Origin of the sequence: Paenibacillus puerhi, from assembly GCF_009846885.1 — a bacterium.
In the GTDB taxonomy this organism is placed as follows: domain Bacteria; phylum Bacillota; class Bacilli; order Paenibacillales; family NBRC-103111; genus Paenibacillus_G; species Paenibacillus_G puerhi.
This window is the reverse complement of record NZ_WUWM01000046.1, coordinates 14,016-28,935: the sequence shown is the minus strand read 5'-3', so window position 1 is coordinate 28,935 and position 14,920 is coordinate 14,016. Positions and strand designations below refer to the sequence as shown.

The 14,920-nt window shown below is 50.3% G+C and carries 11 protein-coding genes; 2 read left to right on the top strand and 9 right to left on the bottom strand.

Annotated features, from left to right (window positions below):
* Positions 1 to 13: 13 nt before the first annotated feature.
* The 9 genes from GSF01_RS27290 to GSF01_RS27250 form a co-directional block, all read right to left on the bottom strand.
* Positions 14 to 850 (bottom strand): carbohydrate ABC transporter permease, encoded by an 837-nt coding sequence (locus GSF01_RS27290; RefSeq protein WP_159888416.1) that lies wholly within the window; start codon positions 848 to 850, stop codon positions 14 to 16.
* Positions 847 to 1,722 carry a carbohydrate ABC transporter permease gene (locus GSF01_RS27285; protein WP_159888415.1) on the bottom strand — a complete coding sequence of 292 codons (876 nt, stop codon included), beginning with the start codon at positions 1,720 to 1,722 and terminating at the stop codon, positions 847 to 849. Before GSF01_RS27285 ends, GSF01_RS27290 begins: the two co-directional genes overlap by 4 nt.
* Positions 1,719 to 3,077 carry an ABC transporter substrate-binding protein gene (locus GSF01_RS27280; protein WP_159888414.1) on the bottom strand — a complete coding sequence of 453 codons (1,359 nt, stop codon included), beginning with the start codon at positions 3,075 to 3,077 and terminating at the stop codon, positions 1,719 to 1,721. Before GSF01_RS27280 ends, GSF01_RS27285 begins: the two co-directional genes overlap by 4 nt.
* A 174-nt stretch (positions 3,078 to 3,251) precedes the next feature.
* Positions 3,252 to 4,775 (bottom strand): response regulator, encoded by a 1,524-nt coding sequence (locus tag GSF01_RS27275; protein ID WP_159888413.1) that lies wholly within the window; start codon positions 4,773 to 4,775, stop codon positions 3,252 to 3,254.
* Positions 4,750 to 6,597 (bottom strand): cache domain-containing sensor histidine kinase, encoded by a 1,848-nt coding sequence (locus tag GSF01_RS27270; RefSeq protein WP_235941763.1) that lies wholly within the window; start codon positions 6,595 to 6,597, stop codon positions 4,750 to 4,752. The genes GSF01_RS27275 and GSF01_RS27270 overlap by 26 nt, the downstream gene beginning before the upstream one ends.
* Positions 6,598 to 6,941: 344 nt before the next feature.
* Entirely contained in the window at positions 6,942 to 8,099 is a 1,158-nt protein-coding gene (locus GSF01_RS27265) for a Ger(x)C family spore germination protein (RefSeq protein WP_159888411.1), read from the bottom strand.
* Position 8,100: 1 nt separating this feature from the next.
* Positions 8,101 to 9,570 (bottom strand): spore germination protein, encoded by a 1,470-nt coding sequence (locus tag GSF01_RS27260; RefSeq protein WP_159888428.1) that lies wholly within the window; start codon positions 9,568 to 9,570, stop codon positions 8,101 to 8,103.
* Positions 9,570 to 10,667, bottom strand: coding sequence for an endospore germination permease (locus GSF01_RS27255; RefSeq protein ID WP_235941762.1), 1,098 nt, complete (start codon positions 10,665 to 10,667; stop codon positions 9,570 to 9,572). The genes GSF01_RS27260 and GSF01_RS27255 overlap by 1 nt, the downstream gene beginning before the upstream one ends.
* Positions 10,668 to 10,753: 86 nt before the next feature.
* Complete coding sequence (locus tag GSF01_RS27250; RefSeq protein WP_159888410.1) at positions 10,754 to 11,599, bottom strand: AraC family transcriptional regulator; 846 nt, start codon at positions 11,597 to 11,599, stop codon at positions 10,754 to 10,756.
* A 118-nt stretch (positions 11,600 to 11,717) separates the two neighbouring features.
* Here GSF01_RS27250 and GSF01_RS27245 point away from each other — a divergent pair, with 118 nt between their 5' ends.
* On the top strand, positions 11,718 to 13,769 hold the full coding sequence (locus tag GSF01_RS27245) for a beta-galactosidase (RefSeq protein WP_159888409.1): 2,052 nt from the start codon (positions 11,718 to 11,720) through the stop codon (positions 13,767 to 13,769).
* 239 nt (positions 13,770 to 14,008) lie between these two features.
* On the top strand, positions 14,009 to 14,878 hold the full coding sequence (locus GSF01_RS27240; RefSeq protein ID WP_159888408.1) for a helix-turn-helix transcriptional regulator: 870 nt from the start codon (positions 14,009 to 14,011) through the stop codon (positions 14,876 to 14,878).
* The last annotated feature ends 42 nt before the right edge of the window (positions 14,879 to 14,920 follow it).

Sequence of the window (14,920 nt, the reverse complement as noted above, 5' to 3'; positions counted from 1 at the left end):
AAGAGTTGGGGCCTTACTCTTTGACGGAACCGCTGGTTACGCCGGCATAAATGAATTTCTGCAGGAATAAGAACAGGACGATAGCCGGGATAAAGATTACGATAATCATCGCCGAGATATAGTTCCAGCTTGCCGCGTTAGGACCGACAAACTGGAAGATCGAGGTCGAGATCACCTGCAGCGACGATTTGGTCAAATATAAGAATGGGATATAAAAATCATTGTAAATGTAAATCGTTCGTAGAATGACGACCGTTACCGTGGCCGGGAGCAGCAGCGGAAAGAAAATATTCCAATAAATTCTGAATAGGGAAGCGCCTTCGAGCATGGCACTCTCATCCAGCGAATACGGTATATTCCGGCTAAACTGCAAATAGATGATGATCGAAATGACATCAGCTCCGAGATTCAGCAAAATGGGAGCGTGAATATTATTAATTAAATCGAGCGCGTTCATCAGCTTGTACGTAGCTACCTGCGTCGTTACAAGAGGTATCACCGAAGCCAGCAAGTAAGCGCCTATGATGGGTCTTTTTAGCCGGAACTCAAACCTCCCCAGCGCATAGGCGACCATCGTACCAAGAATGATGTTGCCGGCTACCGAGACCACGATAATGTACAGGGTATTTGGCAAGGCCGTGGATAATATTTTTGTTTTCTGAAAGATATACATATAGTTATCCAAGTTGAACCAATCCGTAGGCAGGGAAAATCGGCTTTGCAAAAACTCCTGCTTGCTTTTTAATGATGTGATAAAAATAGTATACGGAGGAAATAATACGACAAATGTTCCGATGAGCAAAGTTAAATAATAAAATGACTTGAGTGCCCTCGTCTCCTCGCCTCTCATAGCTTTTCCCCTCCCTTGAGCACGAGTCGCTGAAGCCCCACAAACATGAGAACGATAATCAGCATGATGACGGCCATAGCCGATCCTAAGCCAACTTCCTTGAACTGGAACGCAACTTCCACGGTTTTAATAATGAAGGTGTCCGTGCCATTGGCCCCCAGCATCATGATGTATGGAATTTCAAACGCTTCCAAAGCGCCGGTAAGGGTAAGCAGCAGCAGCAGCTCCATGACCTTGCGAATGCTCGGCAGCGTGATTCTCCAAAACTGCTGAAACGTAGATGCGCCGTCGATCCGGGCCGCTTCATATAGGTCATGAGGAATCGATTGCAGAGAACCCAGGAAGATGACCATACTGAGGCCCATGTATTTCCACATCGAAACGAATGCGAGAGCGTAGTTTACCACGTTTTTATTTCCAAGCCAATCCTGCTGCAGGCTTCCCAATCCGATGGCGTCGAGCAAAGCGTTTAACGTGCCATACTGGTTATTGTAAAGCGCTTGAAACATAAACACGATGGCTACACTATGCATGATATACGGCAAAAATAAGATGACCCGGAAGACGTTGCGCCCTCTTAGCTTCGAGTTCAGCACTACAGCAAAGTAGAGGGCGAACATCGTTTGGAGAAGGCCGCCTACAAAATAATAGATATTATTTTTAAGCACCCCGAAATACTCGATATTCGTTAATATTTCTTTGTAGTTGTACAGACCCACGAAGGTTTTGTCGGTCAATCCATCCCACTTTAAAAAGCTGTAATAAATCAGGTTAAGCGCCGGATAGTAGGAAAACATGCCTAAAAGTAATAAGGGGATCGTCAGAAACGAAACCAGTATGAGTGTCCTTTGCGATTTATAGCTCAAATTCACCTTTGTTCATCCCTTTCCTCTCTAACGGTGTTGATGCCCGACCAGTCTGTCATAGGGTTAGTTTCTGCACGGAGTTTACCCTCTTTCCATTTCTTATTCAGTTCCGCGAAGCTGCTTTTCAAGTCCTTGGCTATCGCTGCTCTCTGCAAATACTTTCCTTCAAAGAAATCTATTTGGGAACCATTCGCAATGGCATACCACAAGGGTGAGGTTGGCGCATTCTCAATAAGATGAGGCTCGTACGAATAAAATTCATCCAGCTGCGGAAGTCTCCCCGCTTTCGTAACTTGGGGAGGTATATAGCCTGAGCGGGTATCGTAACCCGATTCCTCCACCATAAAGCGAATCCAAGCTTTAGCTGTCTCTTTGTTTCGGCTGACTTTGCTTACGGCATAGAACCAGTCATTATTCAATAAGGCATGGTACTTTCCGCTATTGTCATAGGGAAATGGGAAGAATCCTATGTCCTCTGACCTCGCACCCGCTTCGATTAATTGATTGATAGCCCAGTTTCCCAGAAAGTACATGCCTGCCTTTCCCGTCGATAGATCACTCTTGGAGGCTTCCCAATTGCTGTACCTGAGTTCCGGCTCCACATATTCGTTTTGAATCAGGGTACGCAGAATGGTGATGGACTTGCCGAATTCGTTATCAAGCTGAAAGGGAGCGTCCAGACCGGTCATGTCATCCAGATAATCACCCTTCCCGCTCATCATCGTCGCCAATATCTCACTCCATTGCTTCATGGGCCACTGATCGCCATAATTCACATAGATAGGGATGATGCCGGCATGCTTAAGCTGGATACAAACGTTATAAAATTCGTCCAGCGTAGTCGGAGGCCGCTTGATCTTTGCCTTAGCAAACGCCTTTTTGTTATAGATGATGCCTTCGACGGAAACTCCTGAGACAATGCCATAAATATCCTGGTTATAAGCTTTGAAATCTTTAAAGTACAGCTGCCCCAGGCGATCGGCCACATCCCCTATCGGTTCAAAAAAATCGCCCAGCTGATTTTGGGCTATATTCCCCGGTATCAGCAGCACATCTCCAGCAGCGCCCGTCGTAATACGAGTCCTGATTTCGCTCTCGTAATTGGAGAGGGGCTCGAATATAACGCTTTCAACTCCCGGATACTTGGCTTTAAAAGCATCGGCATATTGCTGGAATGTGCCATCGTTAACCAAGTCGACCCGATTGGTCGTGACGGTGATCGTCCCTTTGACAGGGGAATCCGTCGATTGAAGCTCTTCGTGCTTCGCCGGTTCGGGGACGGACGGGATGTGACGGTTCTCCGCGGATTCGCAAGCGGTCAGCAGCGATATAGAGAAAAGCAGGATTAGTGTTTTTTTCATCTGTCAGCAGAGTCTCCCTAATCTCTAGTAGCCTAGCGTACCCCGGCAGGTCATTTGATTTCGTTATCAAGGATTAATTATAACGATTCACATATGCCTGATACATGTACTTATTCTGTATTTCTTGTCTTCATTTATACAAAATAAATAGCGAGAACGGAAATAGCCCTATCGCTAGGGCAATCTGATCGTATCTTTATATTCCTTGGGCGTAAGACCAACGATGCGTTTAAATAGCTTGTTGAAGTAGGCAGGATCCGGATAGCCCACCATCTCCCCCACCTCGTACGATTTCATCTCCGCATGGTGCTTTATTAATTCCTTTGCCTTCTCGATGCGTATGTTGATTAAGTAATCGGTTAACGTCTGCCCTGTTTCCGCTTTGAAAAACTTGCTCAAGTAGCTAGGCGTCAGGTACACCTGGTCCGCAAGCCGAGGCAGCTCGATATCATGCCGGTACTCCTCCGCAATGATTCTCTTGATTTTTTCTATCACGCGGTTCCCGGTTCCGCCCCGCATATCCTTCGCTATAGTAAGTGCTTCACTCACAATGCGGTTCAGGTGGTTTTGAATATCGTGCAGCCGAAGATGCCGGTTCAACGAGGCCTCGATTGCAAAGTCCGGACCGTAGTTCACTGCGGCAGCCTCCTTGAATTCCGGTACTTCATGGTGAATGAAGGATATCCATTTCGAGCATGCTTCGATCACCCGTTTTTTTTCAAGCTTTAATTGAGCTATCTCGGCAAAGGCTGCTTGCAGCTCATCGCGTATTTTTGTTACCTCCAACAGGTCCAGGTAAGGTTTAATCCTCTTTTCCAGCTTGCTCATGGTCATGGGCTCCGCGGCAGCAGGAACTTCCTTGTAGCCTATCGTTTGGGTTCGATAGGGTGAATAGATCGCATAGTCACACGCACGCAGCGCCTCTTGATAAGCCTCCCTCAGCTTCAGGCCATCCGCGACTGCAAGTCCGATTCCCGCCGACAGTACACCGCTAAGCCGACGCATGAGCGATTCGGCAAGCTCTTGGGAGCTTGCATGCCGCTCCTGCTCGGTCATAAGCCCATGCGTATATACGATGCATGCCTCGTATTCAGAGAACATAAGGACTTGTAAGAACGAACAGGCATGCTCCTCGTTCTCCCATGCTTCGATGTTCTTTCTATCCATCGGCAATTCGGATTTCACGGCTAGAACGGTGGCGAATTCATTCAAAAAATCCAGGGGCAAGCTTCTAAGCGCAGCTTCCGCTTCCTCAGCAGAATAATGGATGTCGAGCAACTTCTTCAAAGCTTCCGTTCGCTCGTTCTGTTGACGTCTTTGCACGGTTCGGACCGCTTCGTGCAGCCGCTCCAGGGCGCTGTACAACTCCTGTTTGTTCACCGGCTTCAGCAAATACTCGCTAACGCCAAACCGCAATGCTTGCCGCGCATACTCGAACTCGCTGTATCCGCTTATCACGACGAAAGCGAGCGCAGGCTTTATGTGCTGAAGCTGCTCAATCAGCTCAAGCCCGTTCAATGCCGGCATCTGGATGTCTGTGATCACCACATCAACCTCCAGATGAGTCAAATTCTGAAGTGCATCCATGCCATTGGCAAAAGAGCCGACGATTTCATAATCAGCGCTGGCTTTCATGATCACTTTGCTTAATCCAAGTCGAATACGCTCTTCATCATCCACGATCGCTATCTTGAGCATACAAACGCTCCTTTCCTTCCATTCTTTGCACCCTGAGGCATACCTGCGTCCCCTCTCCGGGAACGCTGTCGACTTCGAGCCCGTAGGCTTCTCCATAGTATAGCTTCAGGCGTTCATTCACATTTCGAAGCCCAATGCTTCGCTTATTTCGCTGTTGTCCTTCTGCCGCCGGGCTGATCAGTGACATTCGCAGCTTGTGCAGAACCTCCGGCTCCATGCCGAGTCCGTTGTCTCGGATCAAGATGCCGATATCGGAGCCTGTGACCTGGAAGGATACTCGAAGGATCATAGCCGGCTTCGAAGCATCTTGACCATGAAAAATCGCATTCTCTACGATAGGCTGCAAGACTAATTTGAGCAAGTGAAGATTGCGATAGTCCCCGTAAGGCTCAATGATCAGCTGAAATTGATGCGGGTACCGGTAATCTTGAAGCTTCATGTAATTTCTTATGTGATCAAGCTCTTCTTCCAAGGTTACAAACTCCTTGCCCATGGAGATGCTATACCGTAGCAGCTTGCCCAAAATTTCTGTCATATCCGCTACTTCCTCATCGTCGTTATATTCCGCCGTCATCCGAATCGATTCCAAGGTGTTATAGATAAAATGTGGATTGATCTGGGATTGAAGCGCATCCAGCTCCGCTTCCCGCTTCCGCTCGCCGATCAGCTGATTTTCATGAATTAAATCCTGAATCCGCTCCAGCATCCGGTTAAATTGATTGCCAAGCCGTCCAATCTCATCGTCAACCGTTATCGGATACCTGACATCGAGCTTGCCTTGCTGGACCACTCTCATCAGATTAATCAGCTTCCGCAACGAGCGCGTGACCGCAAACGATAGAAAGATCGAAGCAGTTAATGCTACACCGATCGTAAGAATCGCGGAGAAAAAGGCTAGCCTTTGATTCCGTTCTACATCCTTCGTCAGTTCTTTCAAGGGGACGGTGATCAGCATTTTCCATTGGGTTCGCTCTAAGGCCACGTACACCACAAGCGACTGAACCCCGTCAACTTCCTCCTCGAAGCTTCCTTGCTGGCCGTTAGCCTTATGCAGCCACTTGGATTCCGGGAGCTGACGGGCGATATAAGCGCGGTCGCTATCATAGATAACCATATTATGTTGATCCACGATAAAGGTTTTCCCTCTCGTGACCTTATCTAAGCTGCTCACGAAACGCTCGATTGTACTCATGTTTGCATCCACAACAATTAATCCGATCGATTGATAGGCGTCATTAAATACTTCGCGAACTACCGAAAAAACAAAGCTTCGTCCCTTCGTATTGCTAATGATCTCTTCCGTCGCGATTAGCGCAGGCAGCCCTTTTTGCTCCTCGACGGCTTTTTTCCATTGTTCATAGCGGGTTTGAATGTCCGTCCGATATCCGTTCTTGTACCGATAATAGGCATTCCCATACTTATCGAAGAGATAGACCGAGGTAGTTTCCTGTTTAATATTGTTTAAAAAATTGATGCTGGCCTCAACTTTCTGCCTGATGTCAACTGAAGTCGGCGTTATGGGATTCATGGGAGAGGGTTCCATAGCCCCGGCTTTCCTGCTTGAGCGCTCGGCCTCATAATAGCCATTGGATAGCTCCAGATTCTCCTTGATTTCGGTCACATAAGCGGGAATCGTTGAAAGCTGCTCCATATCTTTAATGTACTCGTCAAGCCTTCGCATCATTTCATTGGATACTTCCATGACATACGCGATCGTATTGTCCTGAAGAGACTTATTTGAATTTTTATTCGTTACATATCCCAATAGGGATATGGGAATAATAATCAACACAATAAAAATAATAATCAGCTTCATTTCCATCCGGAGACCAGCCAACGTCAGGTACCTTTTCCATCTTGAAACAGCACTTGTTAGTTTTCGCATAGGATGGCAGCCTCATTCTCTAGAAAAATGTACTACGAACTAACCTGTAAGCGGTTACCATCACTATCATACCTAGTAAAGACAAGTCCTCCTATGTCTTCGCTTGTGATTTCTTGTTCTGATTTGTTCTATTGATAGGCATGACCTAGAATATGTGAATGATAACTTGATTAAAGCACAAATCGCATGGGGCTTCCACCCTGAACTGCCAAAGCTGTCCCGCAGATCAGCCAAGACCTCGCGGAACAGCTTTCGACTAGCGGACGAACGCAGGCTGTCCCTTAGCCCGGCGACTCCCTGTATCCTTTATATTTACCGGTGTTTGTCATGGTTACCTCGACTTTGATCTTGCCTATGGTGTCTTTATTTAAGACCAGAAGCTCCTGGCTCTTCAGCCTGTGCCAAGTTTTTGAATCTTTACGGTAAAGCACCCCGTACAGATTATACACATCCGTTTGCGTCGACATCCCCTTTAGATAGGTGTTCATGATCTGTTCGGCCATCGTCTTTTCCGTTAACTGCTTCAATTCCGGGATGGTGCTCTCCTCGATTATCGCCTGTACATAGGCTTTCGCCTTAACCTCAATATCGAAGCGGGCCTGATTGTTGACTACGACTGGCCGGATTCGGTATCTGGGCTTTTGGATGATGAGGGAAGCCTTGGGATGCTGATCATTGGGTACGATAATCAGCGAACGCATATTATTATCCTGAACCCAGCGCTTCCCCTCCAGGTCTCTTTCGGAGAACCATTGAACGGATTTATTTTCACGAATAAAATAAGCTCCGTTGGTTTGAAACATGGGCTTAGGCTTCTCATCCTCCCTCCAATATTTCTTGGTGATGGTCAGGTCCGGCATAGTAGCGGTCACGCCTTCCTCGTTCAGCTCGGCGATGAATTTGAATCCGTACTGGGGCGTGATGTATGATCTTTGTACGTACAGTTGCTCCGGAGTATCCAGTATCGTGTCCAAAGGTGAAAGATTTAAGAGCGATTTCTGCTTAAGCACATCGATCATAGAGTCTTTGGTGGCGTAGAGCATGATGTTGTACCGAACCTCGCGATAGCGATTGATGGCCTCGTAGGCTTCCTTGATCCTGGGCTGCAGCTTAAGCAGCTCCTCCGTTATCACGATGGCCCTGACATGCCCCCAAAACATACGGATCTGAGAAGTCGCCGATAGAATGTTTAACGCTTCGTTCATCGTTCTTCCTCTCCCGGTGCCGATCCAAACCGGTACATTTTTCCCGGTCTCCACCGCTTCCATCTTGGCCACATTGACGAAGTTCAGGATCTGGGCATAGGCAATGAAATGCCCATCCTTATAATCGAGTCCGATCGCGGTCACATAGGCCAAATTTTGGATAGGCTTCGAGTCCTTACAACCCGCCCCTGCCAACAACAAGCATATAGCAAGCATACGAATCCAGGTGTTCACATTACCCTTCTCCTTGCCTGTCTGAGTCTATGGGGTTCAATTCCTCAGGTCTTTGTTTATACTTGTTCCAGGGTAACCGGAATAGGGCTCCTGGAATTTCTTTGAAGATAGGCGGAGAGAACGGCGACATGTAGGGCACTCCAAATGAAGTCAGCTGGCCCATATAGCCGATCAGAAGAACGACGCCGAGAATCAACCCGTACATCCCAAGCATGGCGGAGATAAAAAAGAGCAAAAACCGAATGACGCTTACCGAGGCGCTTAACGATTGATTGATCAAGGTCGACCCCGCGATCGCTGTGATGGCCCCCACCACGACGACACTTGGAGAAACGAGGCCCGCCCGGATGGCCGCATCCCCGATAACCAATCCGCCGATAACCGTGAGACTTTGTCCGATCGAGCTTGGCAGCCGTACTCCCGCTTCCTTAAAAATTTCCAGCAGGACCAATAAAATAAACAACTCTACGTGCCCGGTGAAAGGAAGGCCCAGCCGCGAGGATGAGATGGTGGCCAACAGACGAAACGGAACCTGATCAGGGTGAAACGTGGATAGCGATACCCAGATCCCGGGCAGCAGCACGGATAAAGCAAAGCTTATAGCGCGGATCATGCGGGCGAATGAAATATATTGGAAGTCGAAATACAAATCCTCCGGTGATTTCAGAAGCAGAGCGAACGTAGCGGGACCGATAAGAACCATCGGATTTCCATCCACGATAAGGACGAATCGGCCTGCGAGCAAGCTGGAAACCGCTTTATCCGGCCTACCCGTATAGTCAAAAAGGGGCAGCAAGGAATATTTGTAGTCGGATAATTTCTCCTCCAGCTGGTTGATGCTGTAAAGCCCGTCTATATCGATAACGCCTAATCTGCTTTTTACCTTACTCAAAATTTCCGGGGAAATGATGTCTTCTATGTAGAGGAGAGCGAGCTTCGTCTGGGTCCTTCTCCCCAAAACCCAATCCTCAATGTAAAGGGAATGGCTCCTTAGCCGTTTTCGTATCAAAGCAATATTCGTCATAATATCCTCGACAAATCCGTCCTTGGGGCCCTTAATGGATATCTCGGTGGTCGAGCCTTCGGGTGTTCGCTGAGGCCGCTTGCTAAGGCTCATTCGGAATAAGGCGGAAGTCTGCGTAAAAAGCAGCAATAAATCCCCTTGGAACACCCATTCGGATATTTGGGCAGGAGTTGCTTCCTCGACCCACGCCAGCGGAAGGGCGCCGGTAATGTGATCGGATACCAGTAGAGAAAGCCTGCTATGTCTATACATAACCTCAAGCTCCGGAAGAATGGTTTTGCTTATTTGGCTGCTATCGCATAAACCCTCGCTAAATAGCAGGACAACCTCCGCGTGCTCATCCTCACCGAGCTGATAGCTTACGATGTTCACATCAACGGAATGAGGAAATAACGTTTGAAATTTCTCTCGACTCCACTGCTTCACAGCTGCCCCGTTATTTCGCATCAAACCGCCGCCTCCTTCTTCTTAGACTTAGCAAATAATGAAATCGCTAAACAAACCATGACCGTCACGAACCCCGTCACCAAGGAGATAGGAAAATATATCGAATACATCCATATATATGCAGTATAGGCTTCTATAGGCAACATAGAGAGGACCAAATAACTCAGGACGAGATACAAAACAAGCCGTTTGCGCGCTGCTTCCTGTTTAAACGGCAGCATATCCCCGATTAGAAACATAGCAAAGCCGACCCGGACCACGGCTCCGGAAAGCCATTGGAACACGGATAAAAAATCGACATGCTCAATATTTTGGCCTAATTTCACCAGCCTCCACTGCTCGTAGGGAGACGTCATCTGCTTCGCCGCTTCTTCGTATCCGAATTCGGTAATTCCTCCGATTACGGGACCCAAGGTGATATATACGATAATGGCCGCAAGCAGCAGGAGCTTCCAGACCTTAGGCTGGGATTTTATCCGGTGCTGAACGGTCAAGATCATGGCAAGCTCCATGTACCCGCCCCACGCATAAAGCATGCCATGAAAGACGGGGAGCCAGCCTTTCTCCAGGATGGGCTGCAGGTAGCGAAAGTCTTTCTCAGGCATATTGGCCGAAGCCACAAAGTATCCCAACACAATGACAATCGGAAGCAGCATTCCCGAGCTTATGGCGATCATCCGCAAACCGGATCTGGCAAAATACCAGGCTACGGCACACAACACGAGCACTAGGGACAGCTTCGGCGTCTCCGGCAAATAATTGGTCACCGCCCAGGTCGTCGTATGAAAGACAGTGGTTCCTCCGATCGTGTACAGCTGGAGGAGGAACGGGGTGACGATAATCCAGGATATCAAAGGCGTCGTTTTACTAGCCAGCCAGGGCTGCAGCTTCTGAGCGCCGGATCTTCTCATAAAAATATGCAGCAGAGCATACCAGGGCAGAAACAAGACGCCGCCCAAAATGACGGAAATCCAGGCATCCCGTCCCGCTGCCTGAAGAAGCATAGGATTAATAATGACGTGATTACTAAGACCGCACATCAGCATCATAACCATGCCTATTTGAAGGAAGCTCACCTTGCCCGTACTCGCACCCACCGGAACAATCACCTTGCTCGCTTCATATTTTTCCACTCGATGCTATTGTTCCATGAGATTCCAGAATTATGCATGCTTGCCGGCGATCAAGAGCCCGAAGCCGTTCCCGTGCCGTACAGCTTCCTGTAGGTGTCCGGCGTCATGCCTTCCTTCTGGCGAAACGTCGCCACGAAGTGACTCGCATCACGGAACCCGACCGCTTCTCCGATGCGGCGTACCGTCCAATCCGGACGCGATGGAAGCCATTCCTTCGCCTTGCGGAGCCTCAGTTGAATTAAATACGCATAGGCCGTCTGGCCGAACAGCTCGCGAAATCGATCATTTAGCTGCCTTTCGCCTATGCCAAGCTGCGCTGCCATCTCCGCTAGTCCGATCCCCGGGTTGGCGAATTCCTGCTCAAGCCAGTCCAGCAGACCTTGAATCCTTTCCAGTCGTTTCGACATGGATGGTCGGTTGTCCGTACGGGCATCGGTCCGAAGCAGCGTTAGAAATCGGTACAAATCCGCCGAGTATTGCCAGCCTGACGGATCGCCGCCTGATTCGGCGAACGCCAGCATGTTCTCCAGCTGAGCGGTTATCCGATCATTGCCCGCTTCCCATTGGAAACGTTCGGCCATGCCCCAACCGAGCGACTGCACGAAGCTTGCGGCCATGCTTCCGTGAAAGGTGATATACCCGGTCTGCCACCGGCCGCTTCTGGCCTCATAGCGATGAGGCGTCCCCGGCAACAGAAGAACGCCTGAACGTTCCGTCATCTTCCAGGTTTGACCGTTCGTCGACAGCTCGCCTTCGCCTTCCAGTGTCAGAAGCCAGTGGAAGTAAGGGTAGCCCATTGGCCGCTCCAGCGTCTCTTGGTCGGGATTCATTCCGATCGTTTCCAGCTGCAAGGGCAGCAACTCAGCCGGGAAGGCGGGAACTACACGGCGCATCATAGAAAACCTCCGTATTTTTATATATGAATTCGGTATTTTTATATAGGATCCAGTAATCTTACGTCATAAAATAAAGGAGTCTAATGCAGTTTTATCATATAAGGTGAGGTGCCACAAGATGATTAACGCAAGCAAACCGAAGATTTGGTATGGCGGCGATTACAATCCCGATCAGTGGGAGAAGGAGATTTGGGACGAAGATTTGCGCATGTTTAAGCTTGCCGGCATCGATGTGGCGACGCTGAACGTCTTCGCATGGGCGAACAACCAGCCCGACGAAGAAACCTACAGCTTCGACTGGCTCGACGAGATGATGGACAAGCTTCACGCGGCTGGAGTCGGCGTCTGTCTCGCGACAAGCACGGCGGCCCACCCCGCCTGGATGGCGCGCAAATACCCCGATGTGCTTCAAGTCGATTTCCACGGCCGTAAGCGCAAGTTCGGCGGGCGTCACAATTCCTGCCCGAACAGCCCGACCTTTCGCAAGTATTCGGTTCGAATGGCGGAGAAGCTAGCGGAACGCTATAAGGACCATCCGGCTCTTCTAATCTGGCATATCAACAACGAATACGGCGGCGCCGGGAATTGCTACTGCGACAACTGCGAAGCGGCTTTCCGTCAATGGGCGAAGGCGCGTTACGGTACGCTGGACGCGGTAAACCGCGCTTGGAACACCGCGTTCTGGGGCCATACGTTCCACGATTGGGAGGACATCGTCTTGCCAAGCGGGCTCAGCGAGGAATGGGTCGGGGCAGGTGGGAGGACGGAGACGAACTTCCAGGGCATCTCGCTCGATTACGTGCGCTTCCATTCCGACAGCCTGCTCGAGTGCTACAAGCTTGAATACGAAGCGGTCAAGAAGCATACGCCGGATATTCCCGTCACCACGAATCTGATGGGCGCCTTCAAGAAGCTCGACTATCATAAATGGGCGGGGCACATGGATGTCGTGTCCTGGGACAACTACCCCCGCTTCGATACGCCGTATAGCTACACGGCTATGATGCATGATCTGATGCGCGGCCTGAAGGACGGTCAGCCGTTCATGGTGATGGAGCAAACCCCGAGCCAGCAGAACTGGCAGCCTTACAACTCGCTCAAGCGTCCGGGCGTGATGCGCTTGTGGAGTTACCAGGCGGTGGCCCGAGGCGCGGATACGATCATGTTCTTCCAGCTTCGCCGCTCGATCGGGGCCTGCGAGAAATATCACGGAGCCGTCATCGAGCATGTCGGCCACGAGCATACGCGCGTGTTCCGCGAATGCGCCCAGCTCGGCGCGGAGCTTGGAAAACTCGGCGAATCGCTCCTGGATGCCCGAGTCAAAGCCAAAGTCGCCATCGTATTCGACTGGGAAAATTGGTGGGCGGTCGAAATGTCCAGCGGCCCGACCATCGCCCTCAAGTATGTGGAACAAGCTCATAAGTTCTACGATGCCCTATATCGTTCGGGAATCTCGGCGGATGTCGTCAGCGTGGAAGCCGACCTCGGCTCCTACGACCTTGTCATCGCACCCGTCATGTACATGGTGAAGCAGGGCGTGGCCAGTAAGCTTGAAGCCTACGTCGAAGCTGGCGGAGCGCTCATCACGACTTTCTTCAGCGGCATCGTCGACGAGAACGACCGGGTCAAGCTGGGCGGCTATCCTGGCGAGCTGCGGAAGCTGCTCGGCCTATGGGCGGAAGAAATCGACGCCTTGCTTCCCAGCCAGCGGAACCGGATCGTCGTATCGGACGGCACTCCCGGCTTGAAGCCGGAATACGTGTGCGGCATGCTCTGCGACCTGATCCACTCCGAAGGCGCCGAAGTGAAGGCTGTTTACGGCGACGATTTCTATCGCGGCATGCCGGCGCTTACCGTCAACAAGTTCGGCGAGGGCGAAGCCTGGTACTTGGCGACGAGCCCGGAAGAAGCGTTCCTGCAGGACTGGCTGTCGCAGCTGTGCGCCTCCCGCGGCATTCGCCCCCACATTGCCTCGACACCGGATGGCGTGGAGACGACGCTCCGCTCCAAGGACGGTCAGGACTACCTGTTCGTGCTTAATCACAACGAGACTGCCGTTACGGTCGACCTGGGCGAGAGGTCCGGTATCGATCTGCTGACCGATCTCAAGATGCAAGGCGGCAAAGCGGAGCTTGCGGGCCACGATGTGTGGATCTTGAAGCTTGATTAGCCGTCGTATTCTTGAGAGCGGCAACAGCAAACCTAAGCGCTGCTGTACGGGGCGAACATGAAGAGAAGAGGCGTCGCTTGAGCGGCAGCCTCTTCTCTTCATGTCATGGCGTCACATCGATTGGCGGCCGGCTTCCTTTATCACTATCGATCCTACCGCCCGAAGTTTGGAAGGACAAACTTATCGTTGTGTTTTATACTATAACAAAATTGACTTTGTAGAGGACGGGTGAGGATCCGATGATAGAGTCTTCTTCCTATGCATTTCGTCATGAGGATAGATCGATCTTGACGCTCGATTCTATGGGGTGGCAGAAGATTCGAAGTTCGGAGTACAGCTTTGCGGGGGACGAAAGACCGGACTGCGGGCATGTTATTTTTCAGTATACGCTTAGCGGCCAAGGCTATATCGATTACGAGCATCAACAGATAGCCTTACCGAAGGGCTCCGCCTTTCTTGTCAAAGTTCCAAGCAGGCACAGATACTATTACCTTGAGCAGGAAGAGCCTTGGGAGGTCATTTGGCTGAATCTGCGCGGGGACGAAGCGAGCCGCATCTGGGATTTAGTCCTGGAGCAAGAGGGGCCTATCCTTCGCAGAGAAGCAGACTCTCCCTTGATTCACAGCTTCTGGAAGCTGCTGCGCTTGATTCAAGAGGAGAAGGTGACCGACAAGTACCTGCTGTCTGTCCACGTGTACGAATGGCTGCTGACTTTGGTCAAAACGAGCAGGGAGCGCGGCAAGGAAATCAGCGAAAACTCAAGCACGACGATTCAAAAGGCTAAGCGATTCATGAAGGAACAGTATGCCTTGCCGTTAACCTTGGACATGCTCTCCGAGTATTGCGGGATCAACAAGCATCACCTATGCAGGCTGTTCCAGAAGTCCGAGCAAATCTCTCCGCTTGCCTATCTGCGAGATCGAAGAATGGAAGCGGCCATAGCCTTGCTCCGAACCACGGACCTCCCGGTCCACGAGGTCGGTAAACAATGCGGCTTCGAAAGTCCCAGCTACTTCGGCAAAGTATTTCGCGAGTATATGTCCATGACACCGAAGGAATACCGAATGAAGGAGCTGGAATTCCCTTATAATGCCGTCTATTATCAATAACCCTGGTGGCCAGACTTACCCATCCCAAAGAAACCCAACCTG

Bases quoted from the DNA above. Each gene is read 5' to 3' on its own strand.
- GSF01_RS27290 (WP_159888416.1), bottom strand. From the start codon at position 850: ATGAGAGGCGAGGAGACGAGGGCACTCAAGTCATTTTATTATTTAACT.
- GSF01_RS27280 (WP_159888414.1), bottom strand. From the start codon at position 3,077: ATGAAAAAAACACTAATCCTGCTTTTCTCTATATCGCTGCTGACCGCT.
- GSF01_RS27275 (WP_159888413.1), bottom strand. From the start codon at position 4,775: ATGCTCAAGATAGCGATCGTGGATGATGAAGAGCGTATTCGACTTGGA.
- GSF01_RS27270 (WP_235941763.1), bottom strand. From the start codon at position 6,597: ATGGAAATGAAGCTGATTATTATTTTTATTGTGTTGATTATTATTCCC.
- GSF01_RS27260 (WP_159888428.1), bottom strand. From the start codon at position 9,570: ATGCGAAATAACGGGGCAGCTGTGAAGCAGTGGAGTCGAGAGAAATTT.
- GSF01_RS27250 (WP_159888410.1), bottom strand. From the start codon at position 11,599: ATGATGCGCCGTGTAGTTCCCGCCTTCCCGGCTGAGTTGCTGCCCTTG.
- GSF01_RS27245 (WP_159888409.1), top strand. From the start codon at position 11,718: ATGATTAACGCAAGCAAACCGAAGATTTGGTATGGCGGCGATTACAAT.
- GSF01_RS27240 (WP_159888408.1), top strand. From the start codon at position 14,009: ATGATAGAGTCTTCTTCCTATGCATTTCGTCATGAGGATAGATCGATC.